The 18141-nt window shown below is 68.9% G+C and carries 18 protein-coding genes; 3 read left to right on the top strand and 15 right to left on the bottom strand.

Features of this window, described 5'->3' with window-relative positions:
* Positions 1-4: 4 nt before the first annotated feature.
* The 4 genes from ACIBCN_RS40205 to ACIBCN_RS40190 all read right to left on the bottom strand — a co-directional run bounded on the left by ACIBCN_RS40205 (position 5) and on the right by ACIBCN_RS40190 (position 5024).
* Positions 5-2053: a 5-oxoprolinase/urea amidolyase family protein gene (locus ACIBCN_RS40205; protein WP_396997551.1), complete on the bottom strand. Its 2049-nt coding sequence runs from the start codon at positions 2051-2053 to the stop codon at positions 5-7.
* Positions 2050-2655, bottom strand: coding sequence for an urea amidolyase associated protein UAAP2 (locus ACIBCN_RS40200; RefSeq protein ID WP_396997549.1), 606 nt, complete (start codon positions 2653-2655; stop codon positions 2050-2052). The genes ACIBCN_RS40205 and ACIBCN_RS40200 overlap by 4 nt, the downstream gene beginning before the upstream one ends.
* Positions 2652-3404, bottom strand: a complete 753-nt coding sequence (locus tag ACIBCN_RS40195) for a DUF1989 domain-containing protein (protein WP_396997547.1) — start codon at positions 3402-3404, stop codon at positions 2652-2654. The genes ACIBCN_RS40200 and ACIBCN_RS40195 overlap by 4 nt, the downstream gene beginning before the upstream one ends.
* Before the next feature lie 81 nt (positions 3405-3485).
* A complete protein-coding gene (locus ACIBCN_RS40190) occupies positions 3486-5024 on the bottom strand; it encodes an amino acid permease (RefSeq protein WP_396997545.1) in 1539 nt (512 codons plus the stop codon).
* Between the two features lie 200 nt (positions 5025-5224).
* Here ACIBCN_RS40190 and ACIBCN_RS40185 point away from each other — a divergent pair, with 200 nt between their 5' ends.
* Positions 5225-5902, top strand: coding sequence for a TetR/AcrR family transcriptional regulator (locus tag ACIBCN_RS40185; protein ID WP_396997544.1), 678 nt, complete (start codon positions 5225-5227; stop codon positions 5900-5902).
* Between the two features lie 3 nt (positions 5903-5905).
* Here ACIBCN_RS40185 and ACIBCN_RS40180 read toward each other — a convergent pair whose 3' ends face one another.
* The 7 genes from ACIBCN_RS40180 to ACIBCN_RS40150 all read right to left on the bottom strand — a co-directional run bounded on the left by ACIBCN_RS40180 (position 5906) and on the right by ACIBCN_RS40150 (position 11757).
* On the bottom strand, positions 5906-7285 hold the full coding sequence (locus ACIBCN_RS40180; RefSeq protein ID WP_396997620.1) for a TerD family protein: 1380 nt from the start codon (positions 7283-7285) through the stop codon (positions 5906-5908).
* Positions 7286-7332: 47 nt separating this feature from the next.
* The gene (locus tag ACIBCN_RS40175; protein ID WP_396997542.1) at positions 7333-7863 is read right to left on the bottom strand and encodes a hypothetical protein; all 531 of its coding nucleotides are present in this window, start codon (positions 7861-7863) and stop codon (positions 7333-7335) included.
* 117 nt (positions 7864-7980) lie between these two features.
* On the bottom strand, positions 7981-8781 hold the full coding sequence (locus tag ACIBCN_RS40170; protein WP_396997540.1) for a family 1 encapsulin nanocompartment shell protein: 801 nt from the start codon (positions 8779-8781) through the stop codon (positions 7981-7983).
* On the bottom strand, positions 8778-9797 hold the full coding sequence (locus tag ACIBCN_RS40165) for a Dyp-type peroxidase (RefSeq protein WP_396997538.1): 1020 nt from the start codon (positions 9795-9797) through the stop codon (positions 8778-8780). Before ACIBCN_RS40165 ends, ACIBCN_RS40170 begins: the two co-directional genes overlap by 4 nt.
* 60 nt (positions 9798-9857) lie before the next feature.
* The gene (locus tag ACIBCN_RS40160) at positions 9858-10184 is read right to left on the bottom strand and encodes a cupin domain-containing protein (protein ID WP_396997536.1); all 327 of its coding nucleotides are present in this window, start codon (positions 10182-10184) and stop codon (positions 9858-9860) included.
* Between the two features lie 202 nt (positions 10185-10386).
* Positions 10387-10932: a dihydrofolate reductase gene (locus ACIBCN_RS40155; protein WP_396997534.1), complete on the bottom strand. Its 546-nt coding sequence runs from the start codon at positions 10930-10932 to the stop codon at positions 10387-10389.
* A gap of 24 nt (positions 10933-10956) precedes the next feature.
* The gene (locus tag ACIBCN_RS40150) at positions 10957-11757 is read right to left on the bottom strand and encodes a thymidylate synthase (RefSeq protein ID WP_396997532.1); all 801 of its coding nucleotides are present in this window, start codon (positions 11755-11757) and stop codon (positions 10957-10959) included.
* A gap of 85 nt (positions 11758-11842) precedes the next feature.
* On the opposite strand from ACIBCN_RS40150, the gene cobF reads away from it, so the two are divergent.
* On the top strand, positions 11843-12580 hold the full coding sequence (gene cobF, locus ACIBCN_RS40145; RefSeq protein ID WP_396997530.1) for a precorrin-6A synthase (deacetylating): 738 nt from the start codon (positions 11843-11845) through the stop codon (positions 12578-12580).
* A 40-nt stretch (positions 12581-12620) separates the two neighbouring features.
* The gene (locus tag ACIBCN_RS40140) at positions 12621-13490 is read left to right on the top strand and encodes an Fpg/Nei family DNA glycosylase (protein WP_396997528.1); all 870 of its coding nucleotides are present in this window, start codon (positions 12621-12623) and stop codon (positions 13488-13490) included.
* 12 nt (positions 13491-13502) lie between these two features.
* Here ACIBCN_RS40140 and ACIBCN_RS40135 read toward each other — a convergent pair whose 3' ends face one another.
* The 4 genes from ACIBCN_RS40135 to ACIBCN_RS40120 are packed head-to-tail and all read right to left on the bottom strand — an operon-like array spanning position 13503 to position 18123.
* Complete coding sequence (locus ACIBCN_RS40135) at positions 13503-15008, bottom strand: carboxylesterase/lipase family protein (protein ID WP_396997526.1); 1506 nt, start codon at positions 15006-15008, stop codon at positions 13503-13505.
* A 13-nt stretch (positions 15009-15021) separates the two neighbouring features.
* A complete protein-coding gene (locus tag ACIBCN_RS40130; protein ID WP_396997524.1) occupies positions 15022-16491 on the bottom strand; it encodes a dihydrolipoyl dehydrogenase family protein in 1470 nt (489 codons plus the stop codon).
* Between the two features lie 5 nt (positions 16492-16496).
* Entirely contained in the window at positions 16497-16742 is a 246-nt protein-coding gene (locus ACIBCN_RS40125; RefSeq protein ID WP_396997522.1) for a DUF2630 family protein, read from the bottom strand.
* A 10-nt stretch (positions 16743-16752) separates the two neighbouring features.
* Positions 16753-18123 (bottom strand): PLP-dependent aminotransferase family protein, encoded by a 1371-nt coding sequence (locus tag ACIBCN_RS40120; protein ID WP_396997520.1) that lies wholly within the window; start codon positions 18121-18123, stop codon positions 16753-16755.
* Positions 18124-18141 lie beyond the last annotated feature (18 nt).

The following is an 18141-nucleotide window of genomic DNA, read 5'->3' as shown; positions in this document are numbered from 1 at the left end:
GGCGTCAACCCGCGGCGAGTTCACCGGCGAGCTGCCATGAGTTGCGTTCGGCGGCAAAGGCTGTTGCCTGCACGGCGCGGAACTCGGTAATGGACTCGTTGTTGTCGGCGAGGAACTCGCGATAGTCGGCGAGCCGGAATTCGCCGTCCTCGGCCCGCGCCGCAACGCTGCCCGCCGCGAAATCGGCGCGCAGGTCGAGTAGTTCGTCGGCGCAGACCGGATACCAGCGAATGCGATCGAAATAGCGCAGTAGCCAAGGGGTTTCCGCGCCGGCGGGATGGCGGTCCGCACCGGGCCGACCGGCGAGCGGACCTGCGTGGTGGTTCCACACCTGGGTGGTGCGGCCGACGAACTGATAGCCACCAGGGCCTTCCATGCCGTAGATGCACAGATAGGCACCGCCGATGCCGACCGCGTTCTGCGGAGTCCAGGTGCGGGCCGGGTTGTACTTGGTGGTGACCAGGCGGTGGCGCGGGTCGGTCGGGGTGGCGACGGGGGCGCCGAGGTACACATCACCCAAGCCGAGGACGAGGTATTCGGCACCGAAGACGGTGTCGTAAACGTCTGCTACCGAGGCCAATCCGTTCATGCGGCGGATGAATTCGATGTTCCAGGGGCACCACGGGGCGTCGGCGCGGACGCCGTGCATGTAGCGGGTGATGGCCTCGCGGGTTGCCGGGTCATCCCAGGACAGCGGGAGATGCACCGTGCGGCTGGGGACGACGAGCTGGTCGACGGCGGGCAGCTGCTGTTCGGCTTCGGCGAGTAGATCGAGCAGGGCTGACACGGAAAGGATGTGCGGGTCGACTCGGATCTGCAGCGAACGGATGCCAGGGGTCAGCTCGGTCACACCGCGCACACTCGCGGCGAGCAGGTGCTGATGTAGCGCGTGCACGCGGGCGCGCAGCGCGAGATCCAGTGTCATGGTGCCGTATTCGACGAGCACCGCGTCGTCACCCGCGCGGCGATAGGTCACGCCGGTCTCGTCGTCGACCTCGGTGCGTCGCAGGACGCCGTCATCGGCATCGCCGCCGGACGACAGCACGGTCGGCCAGGAGGCCCTGCGCCCGGCGCCGAGCTCTCGAATCGAGGCGGCGCGGTCGCTGCGGATCGGCACGAAGCGCACCGCGTCGCCGGGCGTCAACTGCCCGAGCTTCCAGCGGTCGGCGGCGACCACGGTGATCGGGCAGACGAAGCCGCCGAGGCTCGGTCCGTCGGGGCCGAGCAGGATCGGGGTGTCGCCGGTGAAGTCCAGTGCGCCAACCGAATACGGGGTGTCGTGGATGTTGGACGGATGCAGGCCCGCCTCGCCGCCGTCGGTGCGGGCCCAGTCTGGTCTCGGCCCGATCAGCCGGACGCCGGTGCGATCGGAGTTGAAGTGCACCTCGTAGTCGGTGCCGATGATGGTGTCGAAGTCGACGCGGGTGAAGAATTCCGGTGCGCCGTGCGGACCTGCGGTCACCGCCAGTTCCCAGCGCTTGGTCAGCACCGGCTGGTCACCCATTGGGACCCCGGTCGCGATGGGGCCGCGCTGTGGTCCGAGCGACAAGGTTTCCCAAGCCCGCAGTGCGTTGCCGTTGCTGCCGCCGAATCGCCCGAGCGTGAATGTGGCTGTGCTGCCAAGGTATTCGGGAAGCTGGAGGCCACCGGAGAGCAGCAGGTAGCACCGCATGCCCGGCCCGCGAACGGCACCGATATCGAGGACGCCGCCTGCCGGGATCTGTACGGTCCGCCACTGCTCTAATCGAACGCCGTTCACCGTGACGTCGGTCGGCGCGCCCGTGACGCATACCCACGTGGCTGCTGAAAACCTTAGTGCGGGACCACTAAGGGTGCACTCCAGCCCGGCCGCGCCCTCCGGATTACCGAGCACTCGGTTACCGAGCCGGAACGACAGATCGTCCATCGGCCCCGACGGCGGCACCCCGACATGCCAGTACCCGGTTCGCCCCGGCCAATCCTGCACAGTCGTCAGCATTCCGGGCCGGATGACTTCGACGGAGCGGGCTTCGGCGTTCAAGGCCGTTTCCGCGGATAGCTCGGTGCTGGTCATTTCGTCACCACCATGCGCACCGGTGTGGGATCGAAACCATTGCAGGGGTTGTTGATCTGCGGGCAGTTGGAGACCAGGACGAGGGTGTCGATCTCGGCGCGGAGGGTGACTTTCTTTCCGGGAGCGGACAATCCGTCGACGATTCCGAGCGTGCCGTCGGCCTCCACCGGAACATTCATGAACCAGTTGATGTTCGATACCAGGTCCCGTTTTCCGAGGCCCCAGCGCAACGCCACGGTGAGGAAGTTCTCCACGCAGGCGTGCTGATGCCGGGTGTGCTGGCCGTAGCGGAGCGTGTTCGACTCCTGGGAGCAGGCCCCCGCGATGGTGTCGTGGTTGCCGACCTCGTCGGCGACCACGGTCATCAGGGCGGTTCCCGCGTCCGTCAGTAGCACGCTGCCCGTGGTCAGGAAGATATTGCGCTGCGCGGCGACGGTGGCCTGCGCGCTGTAGCGGTCGGTGTGGTCCGCCGCCGCATACAGCAGGCAGTCCACCGCCTGGTTGCCGTGCAGATCGATGATCTCCAGTTGCTCGCCCGCCTTGACCACCGCGGACCATGGGGCGCGGGCGGGGACGGTTTCGTCGAGAACGACGGTGCTCATGGCCTTGCTTCCAGCGTCAGTGCGGCCGTCCAGGCGCGCTCGGTGTTGTCAACGGCCCGTTGATATTCCGGGTCGCTGCTGTGGGTGAGTTCGAGGTCCTCCGGCGCGGCCCAGGCGACGACGTCGAGATCCGTTGTGGCGCGGTCGTCGAGCGGGTGCGCGGCATTGGCGACCAGCAGGATCACCGGGAGGTGCACCAGCAGGTCGACCGAGGATTCGGGTGCGGCGCTGCCGGTGGCGGTCAGTGCGCCATCGGATTCCACCCGCACCCCACGGAAGAACGACACCGTCGGGCCGATGTCGCGGGGCTCCAGGCCGTGTTTGGCTCCCGCGAGGCGCAGCAGCCGCCGTGCCTCGGCGGCCGGTCCGCACAGGGTGTCGTGGCTACCCGAGGTGTCGGCGAGCACGGTGGCCAGAATGCGGCCCTGGTCGGACAGCAGTGGATGCCCGTCGCCCAGATAGGCCTGCCACGGAACCTTGACGGTGTCGGCGACATTCAGCCGTTCCCAGGGCGCGTCGGGGCGCACCAGCAGCAGATGCGCACAGGCGGCACCCGCCGGATCGGACAGTCGGATCCGAGTGCCCCGCCCGAGCACGACGTTCGTGTAACCATCGCGCGGAATACGCTGGGCGAAGGTAATTTTCGCCGATTCGATGCCCTCGGGCAGTGTGGGTCCCTCGATGGCCGCCGCGGCGGCCTGCGATCGCGCGTGTGCCCGTGCGCCCTCGGTGGATGCGGTGCTGGTCATTGTTTGCCCCCTTTGGTGGGAACGGCCGGTCGGATACGAACGAGGGCGCGGTGGTGGCCGGCACCACCACCGCGCCACCGGTCAGGCGGATGGTGTTGCGGAAACCGGGCTTTCGGTGCTATTCGGCGTGCGGGCGATGAACCAGTGCACGACCACGCCGGTGGCGATCACCAGCACCACGAATAGCGGTGCGGCCCAGAGCATCCACCAACCGCCGCCGTTCGGGGTGTAGACCGCGGCGCGCGGCCAGGCCAGGTTCACCGCCATGGCGATGCCCCAGAGCACAGCCAGCACGTTCACCGGAATTCCCAAGCGGCCCAGGCTGAACAGGGCTGCTTCGCTCGATTCATCCGCGGGCGTTCCCTTGATCCGCCGCACCAGCAGCGGCACGGTAACCAGCAGATACGCCAGGTACAGCGTCACGATGCAGACACTGGCCAGGGTCGCGAAGATCGCGGCGTTGCCGAGATTCAGCACCAGCAGGCCGATGCCGAGCGCGCCGATGATGACCGAGGGCAGCACCGGGGTGCCGAAGCGTGGGTGCACCGCGGCGAGCTGGCGGGCGAACGGCAACCGCCCATCCCTGGCCATCGAGAACATCAGCCGCGAGCCCGCCGTCTGAATCGCCAACGTGCACACCGTGATCGCCACCGCGACGCAGCAGAGCAGCACCGTGCCCGCCGGGCTGTTCAGCTTCGCGGTGAGCACGTAGGCCAGGCCCCCGGTGCCCAGCGAGCCGTCGGACAGGCTCGGCGCGGCCATCAGTGCGCCGAGGAGCAGCAGCCCGCCGCCGAGCGCGGACACCGCGAGCGCGGTCAGGATGGTGCGCGGCGCCACCCGGCGCGGATTCTTCGTCTCCTCGGAAAGCTCACCGGCGGAATCGAACCCGACCATCACGTAGGCGGCCATCAGTCCGGACACCAGGAACGCGGCCCAATACGAGCCGGGCACGGCCTGATCGGTGTCCAGCACCACGCCGGGCCCGCGCTCGGTGTGCGTGAAGAACAGCGCGATGATCGCGAGCACGCCGACGATCTCGACGGTGACGCCGATCGAGTTGATCCGCGACATCAGGTCGATGCCGAGCACATTGACGATCGTGGTGACCGCCAGCAGGATGCTGCCGAGCAGCACCGCGTTGGTCGCACCGGCGGACGAGGTGAGCGCGGTGTCGTCGCCGACGAGCTGGAAGCCGCTCCAGATCGACGGCAGCACCACCTGCAGCGCGATGGCCGCCGCGGCGGCGGTGACGATCTGCGCGATGACCATCATCCAGCCCGCGAACCAGCCGACGAGCTCGCCGCCGAGACGGCGCGACCACTGGTAGATACAGCCCGAAATCGGATAGCGCGCAGCCAGTTCGGCGAAGTTCAGCGCGACCAGGAACTGCCCGGCGAACACGATCGGCCAGGTCCAGAAGAAGGCGGCACCGCCGAACGAATAGCCGAAGCCGAAGAACTGGAAGATCGTGGTGAGGATGGAGACGAACGAGAAGCCCGCCGCGAACGAGGCGTAGCGACCGAGCTTTCGATGCAGCACGGGCTGATAGCCGAATCGGGCCAGATCGGCGCCGTCGCGGCTGGTGTCGGGCGGAGGGGCTGGGGCGAACATCGTGGCCATGAGGGTCCTTCGGCGAGCGGCCAATAACTATCGGATGACAGTTTTGCGGTGGCGATCGCGCTTTCGGTGACCCGCGTGTATCGCTTGCGGTAACCCCGGTTACTTCTGCGTTGCCGAGGTTTCTATCGAATGACAGAAACCTCTCCGCCGGTCACCGGGTGACCGACCGATGCGGATCGGTCCAGCGCGGACCTGCCAGAATGGGCCCTGTGGCAAACCTCGGCCCCGGCCGTCCTCGTGTGGAGCAGCGACGCCGTCGCGGCCAGACGCCGCGCGCCGAGATCCTGGATGCCGCCGGGGAGCTGTTCACCACCAATGGCTATGCGAACACCTCCACCCGTGTGGTCGCCGACGCGGTCGGCATCCGTCAGGCATCGCTCTATCACCACTTCGCCGCCAAGGATGACATCCTCGATGCGCTGCTTGCCGAAACCATAGCCGCCCCACTGGAACTCGCCGAGCGACTGGGGAATGTGTCGCAGCCCGCGCCAACACGGCTTTACGCGCTGGCCCACTTCGACGTCCGGCAACTGTGCGCCGCGCGCTGGAATCTCGGTGCGCTGTATCTGCTTCCGGAGCTGCGCACCGAACGATTCGCGACGTTCCGGCTGCGCCGCGACGACCTGCGCGGGCACTACGAGACATTGGCGGCCACGGTGCTGGCCGAGGCCGGTGGCGCGGGCATCGTCGGGGCGGCGGCGCTGCCGTTCCGGCTGGTCGAGATGGTGATCAGCATGCGCTCGGACGAGGGCAACGCGCCCGAGGACGCGGAGCGGACGATCCCGGAGGCGGCGCTGCGCGTGCTCGGCTGGCCCGGCGATCTGAACGCACTGCGCGGCCAGGCGCAGCGGCTGCTCGATCAGCTCGACACTGCCTGAGACCTACTTGCCCGCGCTACGTCCCCACTCGAGGCCCCAGCCGTAGGCCTGGTCGACTTCCTTCTTGCCCCACAGCGGGCGACCGGCGGGCGGCCGAATGAAGACACCCTGGCGGTGCACCACGAACTCGCCGTTGATGTTCTCGATCAACGCGAGCACCATCTCACGCGAATTGTCGGTGCAGCCGTCGACCAGCATCTCGATCGGCGGCGAGCCGACCGGGTACAGCGTGGCCGTGGCGTGCACGCCACGAAAATCGTCCGCGCCGGCGTACAGCGAGGCGAACACCAGGATCCTGCGGAACTTCGCGGTGTGGTCCAGGTTGATATCGAGGTTCTCGCCGGTGGCGACGGCGCCGGTCCGATCGTCCTGATCGAGCTGGATGAAGGGTGCCTTGCGCAGCGAGCCGAAGCTGTCGAGCGGGCTGATCGCGCCCTTCGTTCCGTCGGTCATCTCCCAGAGGCAACACAGGTCAAGGTCGAGGCCCGCGCTCTTGCGCTTGCCGAACCTGCGCGGTGCGGGCGCCGCGGCGCCGGTCCAGTTCAGGTTGATCCGCATGACGCCGCCGGTCGCACCCTGCTTGGTCAGTGAGATCGAGGGCGATTCTTTGGTCAGCGAGATCTTGTTGAGATCGACAGGAGCGCCGAGCTGCGTCGGAAACTGTTGTGGCGGAGCCATGTTCGGTGGCGGCGAGCCGTAAGTGCCGGGCGGCGCCGGATATCCGGGCGGCGGCGGTGGGAACTGCGGCTGCGGCGGGGCGTACTGCGGGGCGGGCGGCGCCGGGGGCGGCGGCGCGGTGAACTGGTGCGGCGGGGCGGCGGGCGGTGGCGGCGGGGTGAACCGGTGCGGCGGCGCCGCGGGTGCCGCGGCGTCGTCCACCGAGATGCCGTAATCGGTGGCCAGACCGGCCAACCCGGCGGCGTACCCCTGCCCGACCGCGCGGAACTTCCACGCGCCCTGGCGTCGATAGAGCTCGCCGAGCACGAACGCCGTCTCGGTGGTCGCGCCGACGCTGTCGAACCGCGCCACCTCGGCGCCGGTGGCCGGATCGACCAGACGCACGTGGAGGCCACGGAATTGGCCGAAGGTGCCGCCGTCCGCGGAGGCCGCGATCACGATGGTGTCGATCTGCGCTTCGACCTGCGCGAGATTCGCCGACAGCACGTCGAGCACGGTCGGTCCCTGCCGCTTACCCTCGTGCCGGACCGCGCCGGACGGATGCACGGGCTGGTTGTAGAAGACGAAGTCGTTGTCGCCGCGCACCTTCCCGGACACCAGCAGCAGCGCCGAGGCGTCGGCATCGGGCACGCCGGGTCCGCTCTGCCAGCCCAGTTCGATCCGGACGGCGGATGTCGGCACCGCAACGTTGGCGCCCTTCGTCATCGACACACTTGCCAACGTATCGCCAAACGCCCCGAATGGGTACCTGATCAGCGCGTCGGCGGCGCGATCTCCCAGTGCTGCTGCAGCGCGCCCGCGATTTCGGGGAGCACGGTGACCGGAATCCGTTTGCGCCGCAACAGCGCCCGGATCTCGTTCACCTGCTCGCGTTTGCGCAGATCGTAGGCGCCGGACACCGGGCGCAGCACCGGCGGAATGGACAGCAGCACCAATTCGCCGTGCTGTTCGTCCCCGCCGGACAGGTCGAGCGCCAAGGACCAGCGGGATCGTTCGTCGAGGGTGAAGCGTCCGGCGACCACCCGGTCCCAGTCGATGCTCGATTCGGTCCACGGGGTGCGCCGGAAGATCGCCCGTTCGGTGAGCACCACGGCATCCCTGGTGAACAGCGCCGCCACCACCGCGACGCCCGCGACGGCACCGGCCAGCAGGCCGGTGAATACCCGGTTCACCCCGAACAGACCGACCACCACCGCGCACACTCCGACGGTCGCCAGGATGCCGAGGGAGCTGTACAGCGCCGCGCGCCGCGTCGGCACCACACCCGCCCGCACCATTGCCATCTCACCTACCTACATCCGGCGTGCTGCGGCACACGCTACCGCTCGCCGTAGCGCCGCACACCTCCTGATCTCCCGCAGCGATTCGGCGCGCGGGCCATCAGAAGGCGCACAAGTTGATCAAGCCTCCAGCGCGACCGCGGCCTCGGCCGTGTACACCAGGAACGTCAGGCTCTGCTGGAAGTACAGCTCCACCGACTCGGCATCGTGCGACAGGTACCCGATGGACAGGTCCTGGCCGATTCGCAGGTCGTAGTCGCCGCCGCGGCAGGTGAGCACGAACGCGCCGTCGATGGCGGGCGCCCAGATGATCTCGCCGTCCGGGATGAGCCGTTCGATGTGGGTGCGGATCGGGTGACCGTGATCGGAAGTCTCGCTGACGGCCGTGAACAGTTCGGCGCTGAGCAGCACCGAGTACGGGCCGTCGACGCCCGCCAGCCGCAGCGCGGTGAGTGCCTGGGTGACCGACTCCGGCACCAGCCGGGGATCGCCCGGCAGCGCGATCGCCTGGTTGGTCGAACTCGCCCGGATGCCGGTGATATTCGCGGCCGGATAGCCCTCGAAGATGGCCCGGTCCTCGGCGAACGCGATCTTCTTCGCGGCGTCCTTCACCGCGTCCAGATCGGGGTCCATCGCGCCGCGTTCGACGTTGTCGAGCTCCTCGCGGGACAGCCGGAACGGCACCCGCAGCTCGACCAGCGGCGCGACCACCCGCTGCCTGGCCTGCACGCCCTCGTCGGGCGCGGCGATCGGGGTGGTGTGCCCGGTGCCGACGGCGGAGTAGTCGAGTCCGTGCGGACCGGACAGGTCGACGACGCGGCGCCCGGCGATGTGCCGTTTGAAGGTGCGCGTCGCCTCTTCTTCGATCGCCGACCATGCCTCGGCGGTGATCGGCGCGAGTTCGCGATAGAGGTTGTTCATGCTTGCGTGCTCCTTTTCAACGTGCCGATACCGAGTGAGCCCGAGCCGATGGCGGCGCGCCGCACGTCTTCCGCCGCGCCGGCTTCGTCGGGTGGTGGGGGAAGTTCATCGAAGAAATCGAGCGACGGCGCGAAGAACGACGTGCCGGTGACCGCGATGGAGAAGTCGAGGATGCGGTCGTAGGCCGCCTCCTCGGTGCCGACGAACATCCGGGTGAGCATCAACTCGGGGACGCTCGGTGTCGCCGCGTACGCGGCGTAGTACGTGCCGAATTCGCCGTCCTTGACGCTGCCGAACGGCATGTTGGCGCGCAGGATCTCGCGCTCGGTGCCGTCGGCGTCGACGATGGTGTTCAGCGCGACGTGCGAGTCGGCGGGCTTGTCGGCGTCGGACAGCTCGAAGTCGTCGAGCTTGGTGCGCCCGATCACCTTCTCCTGCTCCTCGACCGACAGCGCCCGCCAGTCCGCCAGCGGATGCAGGTACTTCTGCACGATGACGTAGCTGCCGCCGCGGAAGTCGGGATCCTCGTCGCCGACCAGCGCGGCGGCGTACGCGCCACGGCCCTCCGGATTCTCGGTGCCGTCCACGAAGCCGAGCAGGTCGCGCTGCTCGAAGTAGCGGAACCCGACGGTCTCGTCGATGATCGTGGCCGCGCCTGCCAGCCGGTCGCCGATGATCATGGCCAGCTCGAAGCAGGCGTCCTGATTTTCCGCCCTGATGTGGAACAACAGATCGCCCGGCGTCACGGGGGCGGTGTGGTGCTTGCCGACGAAGCCGGGGAAGTCGTGCAGTTCGGCGGGCCGTGGTCCGGTGAAGAGCCGGTCCCAGGCCGCAGAGCCGATCGAGGTGACGCAGTTGAGGCCCGCACCGGGGAGGCGGAAGCCGACCGAGCGGCGCAGACCTTGGATATCGGCGAGGGTGTCCCGGACAACCGCCTCGCCGCCCTCATCGATGGTGGCGACGAGGAAGATCGCGGCCGGGGTGAGCGGATCGAGGATCGGCTGCGGCTCGCTCATGATCGTCAGCCTAGTGCCCGGCACCGACACATCGGCGAGGTGGCACGGGCACCGCGGCTACTACTTGGCCACCGTCATGAGGAAGGCCACGTCGTCCACCGCCATCACGCTGTGCCGTTCTTTGGGCACCACGAGCAGGTCTCCCGCCGAGCCCTTCCATTCCTTGGTCCCGGTGACCAGCGTCAGCGTGCCACTGAGCACGAGCAGGGTGGCCTCGCCGGCGTTGTCATGCTCGGCCAGACTCTGGCCCGCGCTGAGGCCGACCACGGTATGGCGCAGCGAATTCGCGTGACCACCATAGATCGTTTGCGAACTACGCCCGCTGGTGGCGGTGCTCGCAATCTTGAGCTGTTGTCGAGCAACCGCAGTCAGCGATTTCTTGTCCATGGACCACCTTTCGCAAATGACAACAGCCGGTGCGGGGGCTGGTCGCACCGGCTCGGGGGTCCGGACGGACGAAGGGCCGACCCCACTTACCCCAGAAGTATGCCCGACCGTGCTTGGTCTCGAGACGGGTTTGCGCGGCCATGGAGTTCTGTGATCGAACGGTGTTGTGCCGCTGCAATGACCGATGCGGAAAGTTTGCTGACTAGTGGGATTCGCGGCGAGTGTAGCGGCGGATCCGATACCGCAGACCGGATGCCGACTCGAGCCATGGCGCGTTCTCGTCGGTCTCCCATTCGGGGCCGATAGTTGGGGCGTAGGCGTCACCCTCGGTGGTGGTGTCCACCTCGGTGACGAGCAGGTCGGTCGCGAAATCCATAGCGGCGCGGTATATCTCGCCGCCACCGGCGATCCACGCGGTGTCCGGTCCGCTCAGTGCGAGCGCCTCGTCGACCGACGCGGCGCGTTCCGCACCGTCGGCCGCCCAGTCCGGCTGCCTGGTCACCACGATGTTGCGGCGGCCGACCAGCGGGCGGAATTTCGGCGGAAGCGAATCCCAGGTGCGCCTGCCCATCACCACGGGATGTCCCATGGTGGCCGCCTTGAAGTTCGCCATGTCCTCGGGCACGCGCCAGGGGATGGTGTTCTCGAAACCGATCACCCCGTCGGGGGTCTGCGCCCAGATCAGTCCGATCGTGCGCGTCACGCTCTGCCCGATTCGGTGTTCGCTGGGCCCGCCGTGGTTACGCAAGCTGCCTCCTCCGGGCGTATCCGCTCACACCGCAACCGGGGCCTTGATAGCCGGATGATGCTGGTAGTCAACCACTTCCACGTCCTCGTAGACGTAGTCGAACAGCGTCGTCGCCGGGCGAAGGCGCAGCGTGGGGAACGGGAGCGGATCGCGGCTGAGCTGTTCGCGGACCTGGTCGCGATGGTTGTCGTAGATGTGGCAGTCGCCGCCGGTCCAGATGAAATCGCCGAGCGCGAGCTCGGTCTGCTGCGCGACCATCTGGGTGAGCAGCGCGTAGCTGGCGATATTGAACGGCACGCCGAGGAAGAGGTCGGCGCTGCGCTGATACAGCTGGCAGGACAGTTTTCCGTCGGCCACGTAGAACTGGAAGAACGCGTGGCACGGGGCCAGCGCCATCTTGTCCAACTCCGAAACGTTCCAGGCGGACACGAGCATCCGCCGGGAATCGGGGTTGGTGCGCAGGGTGTGCAGCACCTCGGAGATCTGGTCGATGTGCATGCCGTCCGGCGTCGGCCACGACCGCCACTGCACGCCGTAGACCGGGCCGAGTTCGCCGTCGGCATCGGCCCATTCGTCCCAGATGGAGACACCGTGCTCCTGCAGCCAGCGCACGTTGGAATCGCCGCGCAGGAACCAGAGCAACTCGTAGACGATCGACTTCAGATGCACCTTTTTCGTGGTGATCAACGGGAAGCCCGCCGCGAGGTCGTAGCGCAGCTGATGGCCGAAGATGCTGCGCGTTCCGGTGCCGGTGCGGTCCGGCTTCTCGGTGCCGGACTCCAGCACCAGCCGGAGCAGATCCTCGTACTGGGTATCGGTCGCCACGACTGCCCACTTTAGGGGATGGTAGGAGGCGCAGCCGACGGGGCGGGTGAGCACTGGTCTTCGCGCCACCTGACAAACTCGCCGCATGCGCAAGCTCTACGTGATCGGCATCGGCGCGGGCGACCCCGAGCAGGTGACGGTGCAGGCCATCAAGGCGATGCGGCAGGTCGAGGTGTTCTTCGTCATCGGCAAGGGCGCGGAGAAGCGGGAGCTAATCGAGGTGCGGACCGCGATCCTGGCCGAGCACGTCGACCGGCCGTATCGAATCGTGGAGATCGCGGACCCGCCACGTGATCGGACGCCTGCGGACTATCAGGATGTCGTCGAGGACTGGCACGAGCGGCGCTCTGCGGTGCTGGAAGAGGCGTTCGCGAAGGTCGGCGGGGTCGGCGGGATTCTGGTGTGGGGTGATCCGTCGCTCTACGACAGCACCCTGCGGATGATCGAGCGGGTGCTCGCACGCGGGACGACGCCCTTCGATTATGTGGTGATTCCCGGCGTGACCAGCGTGCAAGCGCTGGCCGCTCGGCATCGGATAGTGCTGCACCGCATCGGCGAACCGGTGCACATCACCACCGGCAGGCGGCTGCGTGCGGAGGGGCTCGCCGATGCCGCCGTGGTGATGCTGGACGGCGACTGCTCGTTCACCGAGGTTCCGGGGGACGACGTGCACATCTGGTGGGGCGCGTATCTCGGCATGCCGGACGAAACGCTGATCGAGGGACCGCTGCGCGAGGTGGAGCAGCGGATCGTCGAACGCCGCGCCGGGCTGCGCGCCGAAAAGGGCTGGATCATGGACATCTACCTGCTCAGTCGGCGCTGACTGCCCTGCTCTTGTCGGTGCGGGCCGGTAGCCTGAGCAGGTGCCCGAACTACCGGAAGTAGAGGCGCTGGCGCAGTTTCTGCGGGAACACGCGGTCGGTGCGGTGGTGGGGCGCGTGGATGTGGCGGCGTTGAGCGCCGTGAAGACGTTCGACCCGCCGGTGACCGCGCTGTCCGGCCGGGACGTGACCGGGGCGGGGCGCTGGGGGAAGTTTCTCGGCCTGGACTGCGGTGGATTGTGGCTGATCACGCACCTGTCCCGAGGCGGCTGGCTGCGATGGATCGACGAACCCAGCCAGACGCCGCCGAGGCCCGGCGGTAAGAGTCCGCTCGCGCTGCGGGTGCATTTCTTCACCCCGGAGGGTGCGACACCCGCCTTCGATCTCACCGAGGCGGGCACCAAGAAGCGGCTCGCGGTGTACATCGTCGACGACCCGAAGCTGGTGCCCGGCATCGCCCGGCTCGGGCCGGACGCCCTGGAGGTGACCGAGCAGGAGTTCATCGAGATCCTGCGTGGCACCTCGCAGCGGATCAAGACCGCGATCGTCGACCAGACCCTGCTGGCAGGCATCGGCAACGCCTACTCCGACGAGATCCTGCACACCGCGAAGATCTCCCCATTCGCCAACACGAAAACCCTTGCGGCAGATAAGGGCCCCGAGCTGTACGCGGCCATGCGCTCGGTGCTCACCGATGCCGTGCTGCGTTCGTCGGGTCAGGCCGCCGCCCGCCTCAAGGGCGAAAAACGTTCCGGCATGCAGGTGCACGCCCGCACCGGGTTGCCGTGCCCGGTCTGCGGCGACACCGTGCGCGAGGTGTCCTACGCCGAGCGGTCCTTCCAGTACTGCCCGACCTGTCAGACCGGCGGCAAGATCCTTGCCGACCGGCGGATGTCGCGGCTGCTCAAGTAGGTGCTACCTGGCTCAGGTCATCGTCGGTACGCGGACGCCTTGCCAGGCAAGGCGTTTCGCTTTGTCCGGGTCGTGTTCCAGCCGGGTGGTCGCATCGATGATCAAGGTGCTGCGGCGAGATTCGGAGTAGGCGGGCCAGGAGGGCAGTGGTGCGCCGGTGCGGGCGAACGCGAGCCAGTTGTCCTGGAATTGCTGGGTGACGGACTGGAGTCCGTGACGGCCGCCCGCGGCGGTGATGGCACGGCCGAACGGCGAGTCGCCGCCGCCGAAGACCGGGATCAGGTCCGAGGCGTGGGTGGCACCGAGGCCCGCGAGACGCATTGCGCGCGGGGCGAAGTCGTAGCGGTAGGCATAGGTGGGGGCGTGGCGGCTGTGCCCCGCCATCACCGTGACCGACGGGCGCCAGAAGACGAAGTCGCCACCGGCGCGCACGGCGGCCTTGGCGTCCGGGTAGCCGGGATACGCTGCGGCGATCCGGGTTTCGGAGTCGACATCGGCCAGCGCCGCACGCAGCCGGTCCGGTGTGGTCGGCAGCGAATCCGCGAACTTCGCGAACAAGGTGCCTTCGTCGCGGTTCGTGCCGATGATGAGCGGAACCCGGTGGGCGTTGCCGTCGATGATCGCCTCGATCGGCGCCTGCGGCAGCACCAGACCGTCGACCACCGGGGCGATCGGGAACAGGCCGCGGCGTTCGCGCAGGACCCGGTTGCTGGTGCGGTCGACCGCGCGCCGAATGTCGTTGGCGCTCGCGGTGCGCAATGCGTGGGCGGCCCGGTCCGGCGTGCTGCCGAGCGCTTCGACGCAGCGCCTGGCGAACAGGCGGGCGTCGTCGGCGGTCATTGCCCAGTCGGCGGGCGGGCTCTGCGAGATCGCCTGGTGGAACAGCCCTTTCGCGGCGGGTGCGGCGAGCAGGCTGAGCACCGCGTGCGCGCCCGCGGACTCGCCGAAGATGGTGACGTTGCCCGGATCGCCACCGAACGCGGCGATATTGGTGTGCACCCACTCCAGCGCGGCCACCTGGTCGCGTAATCCGAGGTTCGACTCGAAAACGTGCTCCGGCGTGGAGAATTCACCGAAATCGACGTACCCGAACGCGCCGAGCCGGTAGTTCAGCGACACCAGCACCGCGTCCCCGCGTACCGCAAGCCGAGCGCCGGAGTACAGGCCGAGCGCCGACGTCCCGGTGAGATAGCCGCCACCGTGGATGAACACCAGCACCGGACGCGGCGTGTCCGCCGGCGTCACGGGCACGGTGACATTCAGTGTCAGCGAGTCCTCGTTGGTCGGCTGGTACTGACGCGGCCCGATCCGCGCGCCGGCCCGATGCTGCATCGCGGCGAATCCGAACTCGATGCTCTCCCGCACCCCGGCCCACGGCGTCACCGGTTGCGGTGCCCGAAAACGCAAGTCGCCCACCGGTGGGGCCGCGTAGGGCAGGGATCGCCAGCGCAATACCCGGCGGCCACGACGACCGCGAACGACTCCGTCGGCGGTTTGGATATCTGTCGATGCCACCATCCGCCAATGATACTTACGCGCGCCGTGTCTCCAACAGGCGTAACCAGAACTCGCTCACCGCGGGAAATGCGGGCACCGCGTGCCACAGGGTTGCCAGCGGCACCTTGCCGACCACCGCGATGGTGGCCGCGTGCAATTGTTCGCCCGCCTCCGGGCCGACGAAGGTGGCGCCGAGCAGGGTGTCGGAGGCGGTGTCGATGACCAGCTTCGCGTGGCCCGCGAAGTCGTTGCGCGCCAACGAGGAACCGGCAACGGCGATGTCGAGCTCCACGGTCTCGACGGCATGGCCCGCGTCCCTGGCCGCGGCCTCGGTCAGCCCGACGGACGCGACCTCGGGCGCGGTGTACACCACCTGCGGTACCTGCCCGTGGTCGGCGCTCGCGGTGAACCTGGCGTCGGCGAGCGGCTTGCCCTCCGCGCGCGCCGCGATCACGTCGCCACACACCCTGGCCTGGTATTTACCCATATGGGTAAGGGCGGCGCGGTGATTCAGATCGCCGACGCAGTACAGCCAGTCGCCGGCCACGCCGCGCGCCGTCAGCCGGTCGTCGACCTGCACATAGCCGTCCTGCAGTCCGACGGAGTCCAGGCCGAGGCCCTCGGTCGCCGGGGTGCGGCCTGCCGCCACGATGATCTCGTCGGCCTCGATCTCGGTGTCGCCCTGCGCGCCGTGCAGCCGCACGGTGACCGGGCCGCCGTGAATCCGTCCCTCGCCGGTGTCCTTGGCATCGGGCCGGTGCACGCTCGTGGGTTCGGTGCCTAGCAGGACGTGCACACCGCTGCCCCGCAACGCGGCGAGCACTCGCTCGCTCGCGAACGGTTCGGCCGAGGCGAGCACGGCTTTGCCACGCACGATCATGCTGACGTCCGCGCCGAGCGTGGCCAACCAGGTCGCCGCCTCGCACGCCACCACACCGCCGCCGATGATCACCACGCGGCCGGGCACCTCGTGCAGGTTGGTGGCGTCGCGGGAGATCCACGGCAGCGCGTCACGCAGGCCGGGCACGTCCGGGACGCTGGCCCGGGTGCCGGTGGCCAGCACCACCGCGTGCCTGGCCCGCAGCAGCCGGCCATCGACCTCGACCTGACGCTCGCCCACCAGCCGCCCGGTGCCCCGGACGACCTCGATGCGGTGGTCGCGAGCCCACTTCACCTGCGACGCGTCGTCCTGGTTGCTGATGAAGTGGTCGCGTCGCCGCAGCACCGATTCGACGTCGAGGCCGGTCGCGCTGAGTCCGTCCATGGCCTGCGCGGCGGCCAGCACATGGCCGGGCCGCAGCAGGGCCTTGCTCGGAATGCAGGCCCAATAGGAACATTCGCCGCCGACGAGTTCGCGTTCCACGATCACGGCGGTGCGATCGCTCCCGGCGATGGCGTAGTCGGCGGCGTTCTCGCCGGCCGGGCCGCCGCCGATCACGATGACGTCGTATTCGGCAGGGGTGCCGCCCGCAGCCGCGGCGCGCAAGCTCTCGGTGCTCGGCATGGCGGTTATTGCAGGTAGCCCTCGACCTGACCGGGAGAGCTCGGTTCGGCGCTGTCCGGCGACTGGCCCTGGTCGATTCGCGCCCTGCGGTGCCGCAGCAGGTCCCACGCCTGGTCGAGCATCACCTCGAGCTCGGCGAGCTGCTGGCGTTCGGCCTTGGGGTCCAGGTCACCCTTGGCGGCCTGCGCGCGCAGCTCGTGCTCCTGGTCGACCAGTGCCTTGATGCGGGCCAAAACGTCCTGTTCGGTCATGGCGACCATGCTACGGCCGCGCCAGGCAGTCGGCGGCTATCGGCACCGCCCTGGCAAGGTCGGGCCAGGACAGCGCGGTGTAGCCGAGCGTGACGCCGAAGTGGTGCCGCCGCGGGCCGAGGTGGTAGCGGGCGAGCGGGTCGAGCGCGACGCCCTCGGCGCGGGCCGCGGCGACGCTGCGTTGCTCCGCTTCGGCCGAGGCGAGCGGCACGACCACATGGGAACCCGCGTCGTCGCCGAGCACGTCGAGCCCGCGCCTGCGCAGTTCGGTCACCATGAACGCCCGGCGTGGCGGCAGCGCGCGGCGCAGCCGGCGCAGGTGTCTGGCCAGGTCGCCGTGCGCGGCGAGGGAAACGAACACCTGCTGGCCCGCCGGGCTTGGGCTGGTTCCGGTCCGCTGCCGATGCGCGACGACCGCGTCGGCGATCTCCGGCGCGGCCACGAGCCAGCCGACGCCGAGGCTCGGTGAGAGGATCTTGCTGGTGGTGCCGAGATGCACGACCACGTCCGGTGCCATCGCGGCCAGCAAGGGCAATGGTGCGGTGTCGTAACGCAATTCGCCGTCGTAGTCGTCCTCGATGATCAGCAGCCCGGCGCGGCGGGCGTGCTCGACGAGCTCGACCCGGCGCGCGGCGGGCAGTCGTGCACCGAGCGGAAACTGGTGTGCCGGTGTGCAATACACGGCCTTGATGTGCGGCGGCAGCAGGTCGACGCGGAGGCCGTTGGCGTCGACCGGGACGGGCAGCACCCGGACGCCCGCCGCCGCGAAAGTGCCTACGGCACGCTGATATCCGGGGTCCTCGATGGCGACGGCGTCGCCGGGTGACAGCAGCGCGGCGGCGAGTTCGCCTACGGCGGAACTGGTTCCGGCTGTCGCAAGCAGCACCGTTTCGCTGCCCGCCCCGAGTCCGCGATGGCGGAGCAGATGTTCGGTGATGGCCGCGCGGAAGTCCTGCTCGCCCGCGCGGTCCTTACGTACCAGCGGGGAAAGGTCGGCGGCGGCCCGCCAGGCGCGCCGCCACGCGGGCCGGTCGATCGCGTCGGCGCACGGCGCGCCGGGTTCCAGATCGAGCAGGGCCGGACCGGCGCCGGCACCGCCGGGTTGCAGCGTGTGCGGCGGCGCGGCGGGCGGGGTGGTCGTCAAGTAGGTGCCCGAACCGCGCTTGCCGCTGATCCAGCCCTCGGCGTGCAGCTGGTCGAAGGCGGCGGCCACGACGGTGCGGCTCACGCCGAGGCGTTCGGCGAGGGAGCGCGACGACGGCAATCGATCCCCGCCGCGCAGCAGCCCGTTGCTCGCCGCGGCCCGCAAGCCGTCGGCGACCTGCACCGACAGCGGCTCGGGCAGCGCGCGGTCGAGGACGAGGGGTAGTTCGTCGAGCAACGGTCACCTCACGAGTGG

The sequence above is a fragment of the Nocardia sp. NPDC051052 genome (assembly GCF_044456045.1).
GTDB lineage: Bacteria > Actinomycetota > Actinomycetes > Mycobacteriales > Mycobacteriaceae > Nocardia.
Note: the sequence above shows the minus strand (reverse complement) of the source record. Positions and strands in the feature narration are given on the sequence as shown.

Excerpts from the sequence above, each read along its gene's own strand:
- ACIBCN_RS40205 (WP_396997551.1), bottom strand. The coding sequence starts at position 2,053 with ATGACCAGCACCGAGCTATCCGCGGAAACGGCCTTGAACGCCGAAGCC.
- ACIBCN_RS40200 (WP_396997549.1), bottom strand. The coding sequence starts at position 2,655 with ATGAGCACCGTCGTTCTCGACGAAACCGTCCCCGCCCGCGCCCCATGG.
- ACIBCN_RS40195 (WP_396997547.1), bottom strand. The coding sequence starts at position 3,404 with ATGACCAGCACCGCATCCACCGAGGGCGCACGGGCACACGCGCGATCG.
- ACIBCN_RS40190 (WP_396997545.1), bottom strand. The coding sequence starts at position 5,024 with ATGGCCACGATGTTCGCCCCAGCCCCTCCGCCCGACACCAGCCGCGAC.
- ACIBCN_RS40185 (WP_396997544.1), top strand. The coding sequence starts at position 5,225 with ATGGGCCCTGTGGCAAACCTCGGCCCCGGCCGTCCTCGTGTGGAGCAG.
- ACIBCN_RS40180 (WP_396997620.1), bottom strand. The coding sequence starts at position 7,285 with ATGACGAAGGGCGCCAACGTTGCGGTGCCGACATCCGCCGTCCGGATC.
- ACIBCN_RS40175 (WP_396997542.1), bottom strand. The coding sequence starts at position 7,863 with ATGGCAATGGTGCGGGCGGGTGTGGTGCCGACGCGGCGCGCGGCGCTG.
- ACIBCN_RS40170 (WP_396997540.1), bottom strand. The coding sequence starts at position 8,781 with ATGAACAACCTCTATCGCGAACTCGCGCCGATCACCGCCGAGGCATGG.
- ACIBCN_RS40165 (WP_396997538.1), bottom strand. The coding sequence starts at position 9,797 with ATGAGCGAGCCGCAGCCGATCCTCGATCCGCTCACCCCGGCCGCGATC.
- ACIBCN_RS40160 (WP_396997536.1), bottom strand. The coding sequence starts at position 10,184 with ATGGACAAGAAATCGCTGACTGCGGTTGCTCGACAACAGCTCAAGATT.
- cobF (WP_396997530.1), top strand. The coding sequence starts at position 11,843 with ATGCGCAAGCTCTACGTGATCGGCATCGGCGCGGGCGACCCCGAGCAG.
- ACIBCN_RS40135 (WP_396997526.1), bottom strand. The coding sequence starts at position 15,008 with ATGGTGGCATCGACAGATATCCAAACCGCCGACGGAGTCGTTCGCGGT.
- ACIBCN_RS40130 (WP_396997524.1), bottom strand. The coding sequence starts at position 16,491 with ATGCCGAGCACCGAGAGCTTGCGCGCCGCGGCTGCGGGCGGCACCCCT.
- ACIBCN_RS40125 (WP_396997522.1), bottom strand. The coding sequence starts at position 16,742 with ATGACCGAACAGGACGTTTTGGCCCGCATCAAGGCACTGGTCGACCAG.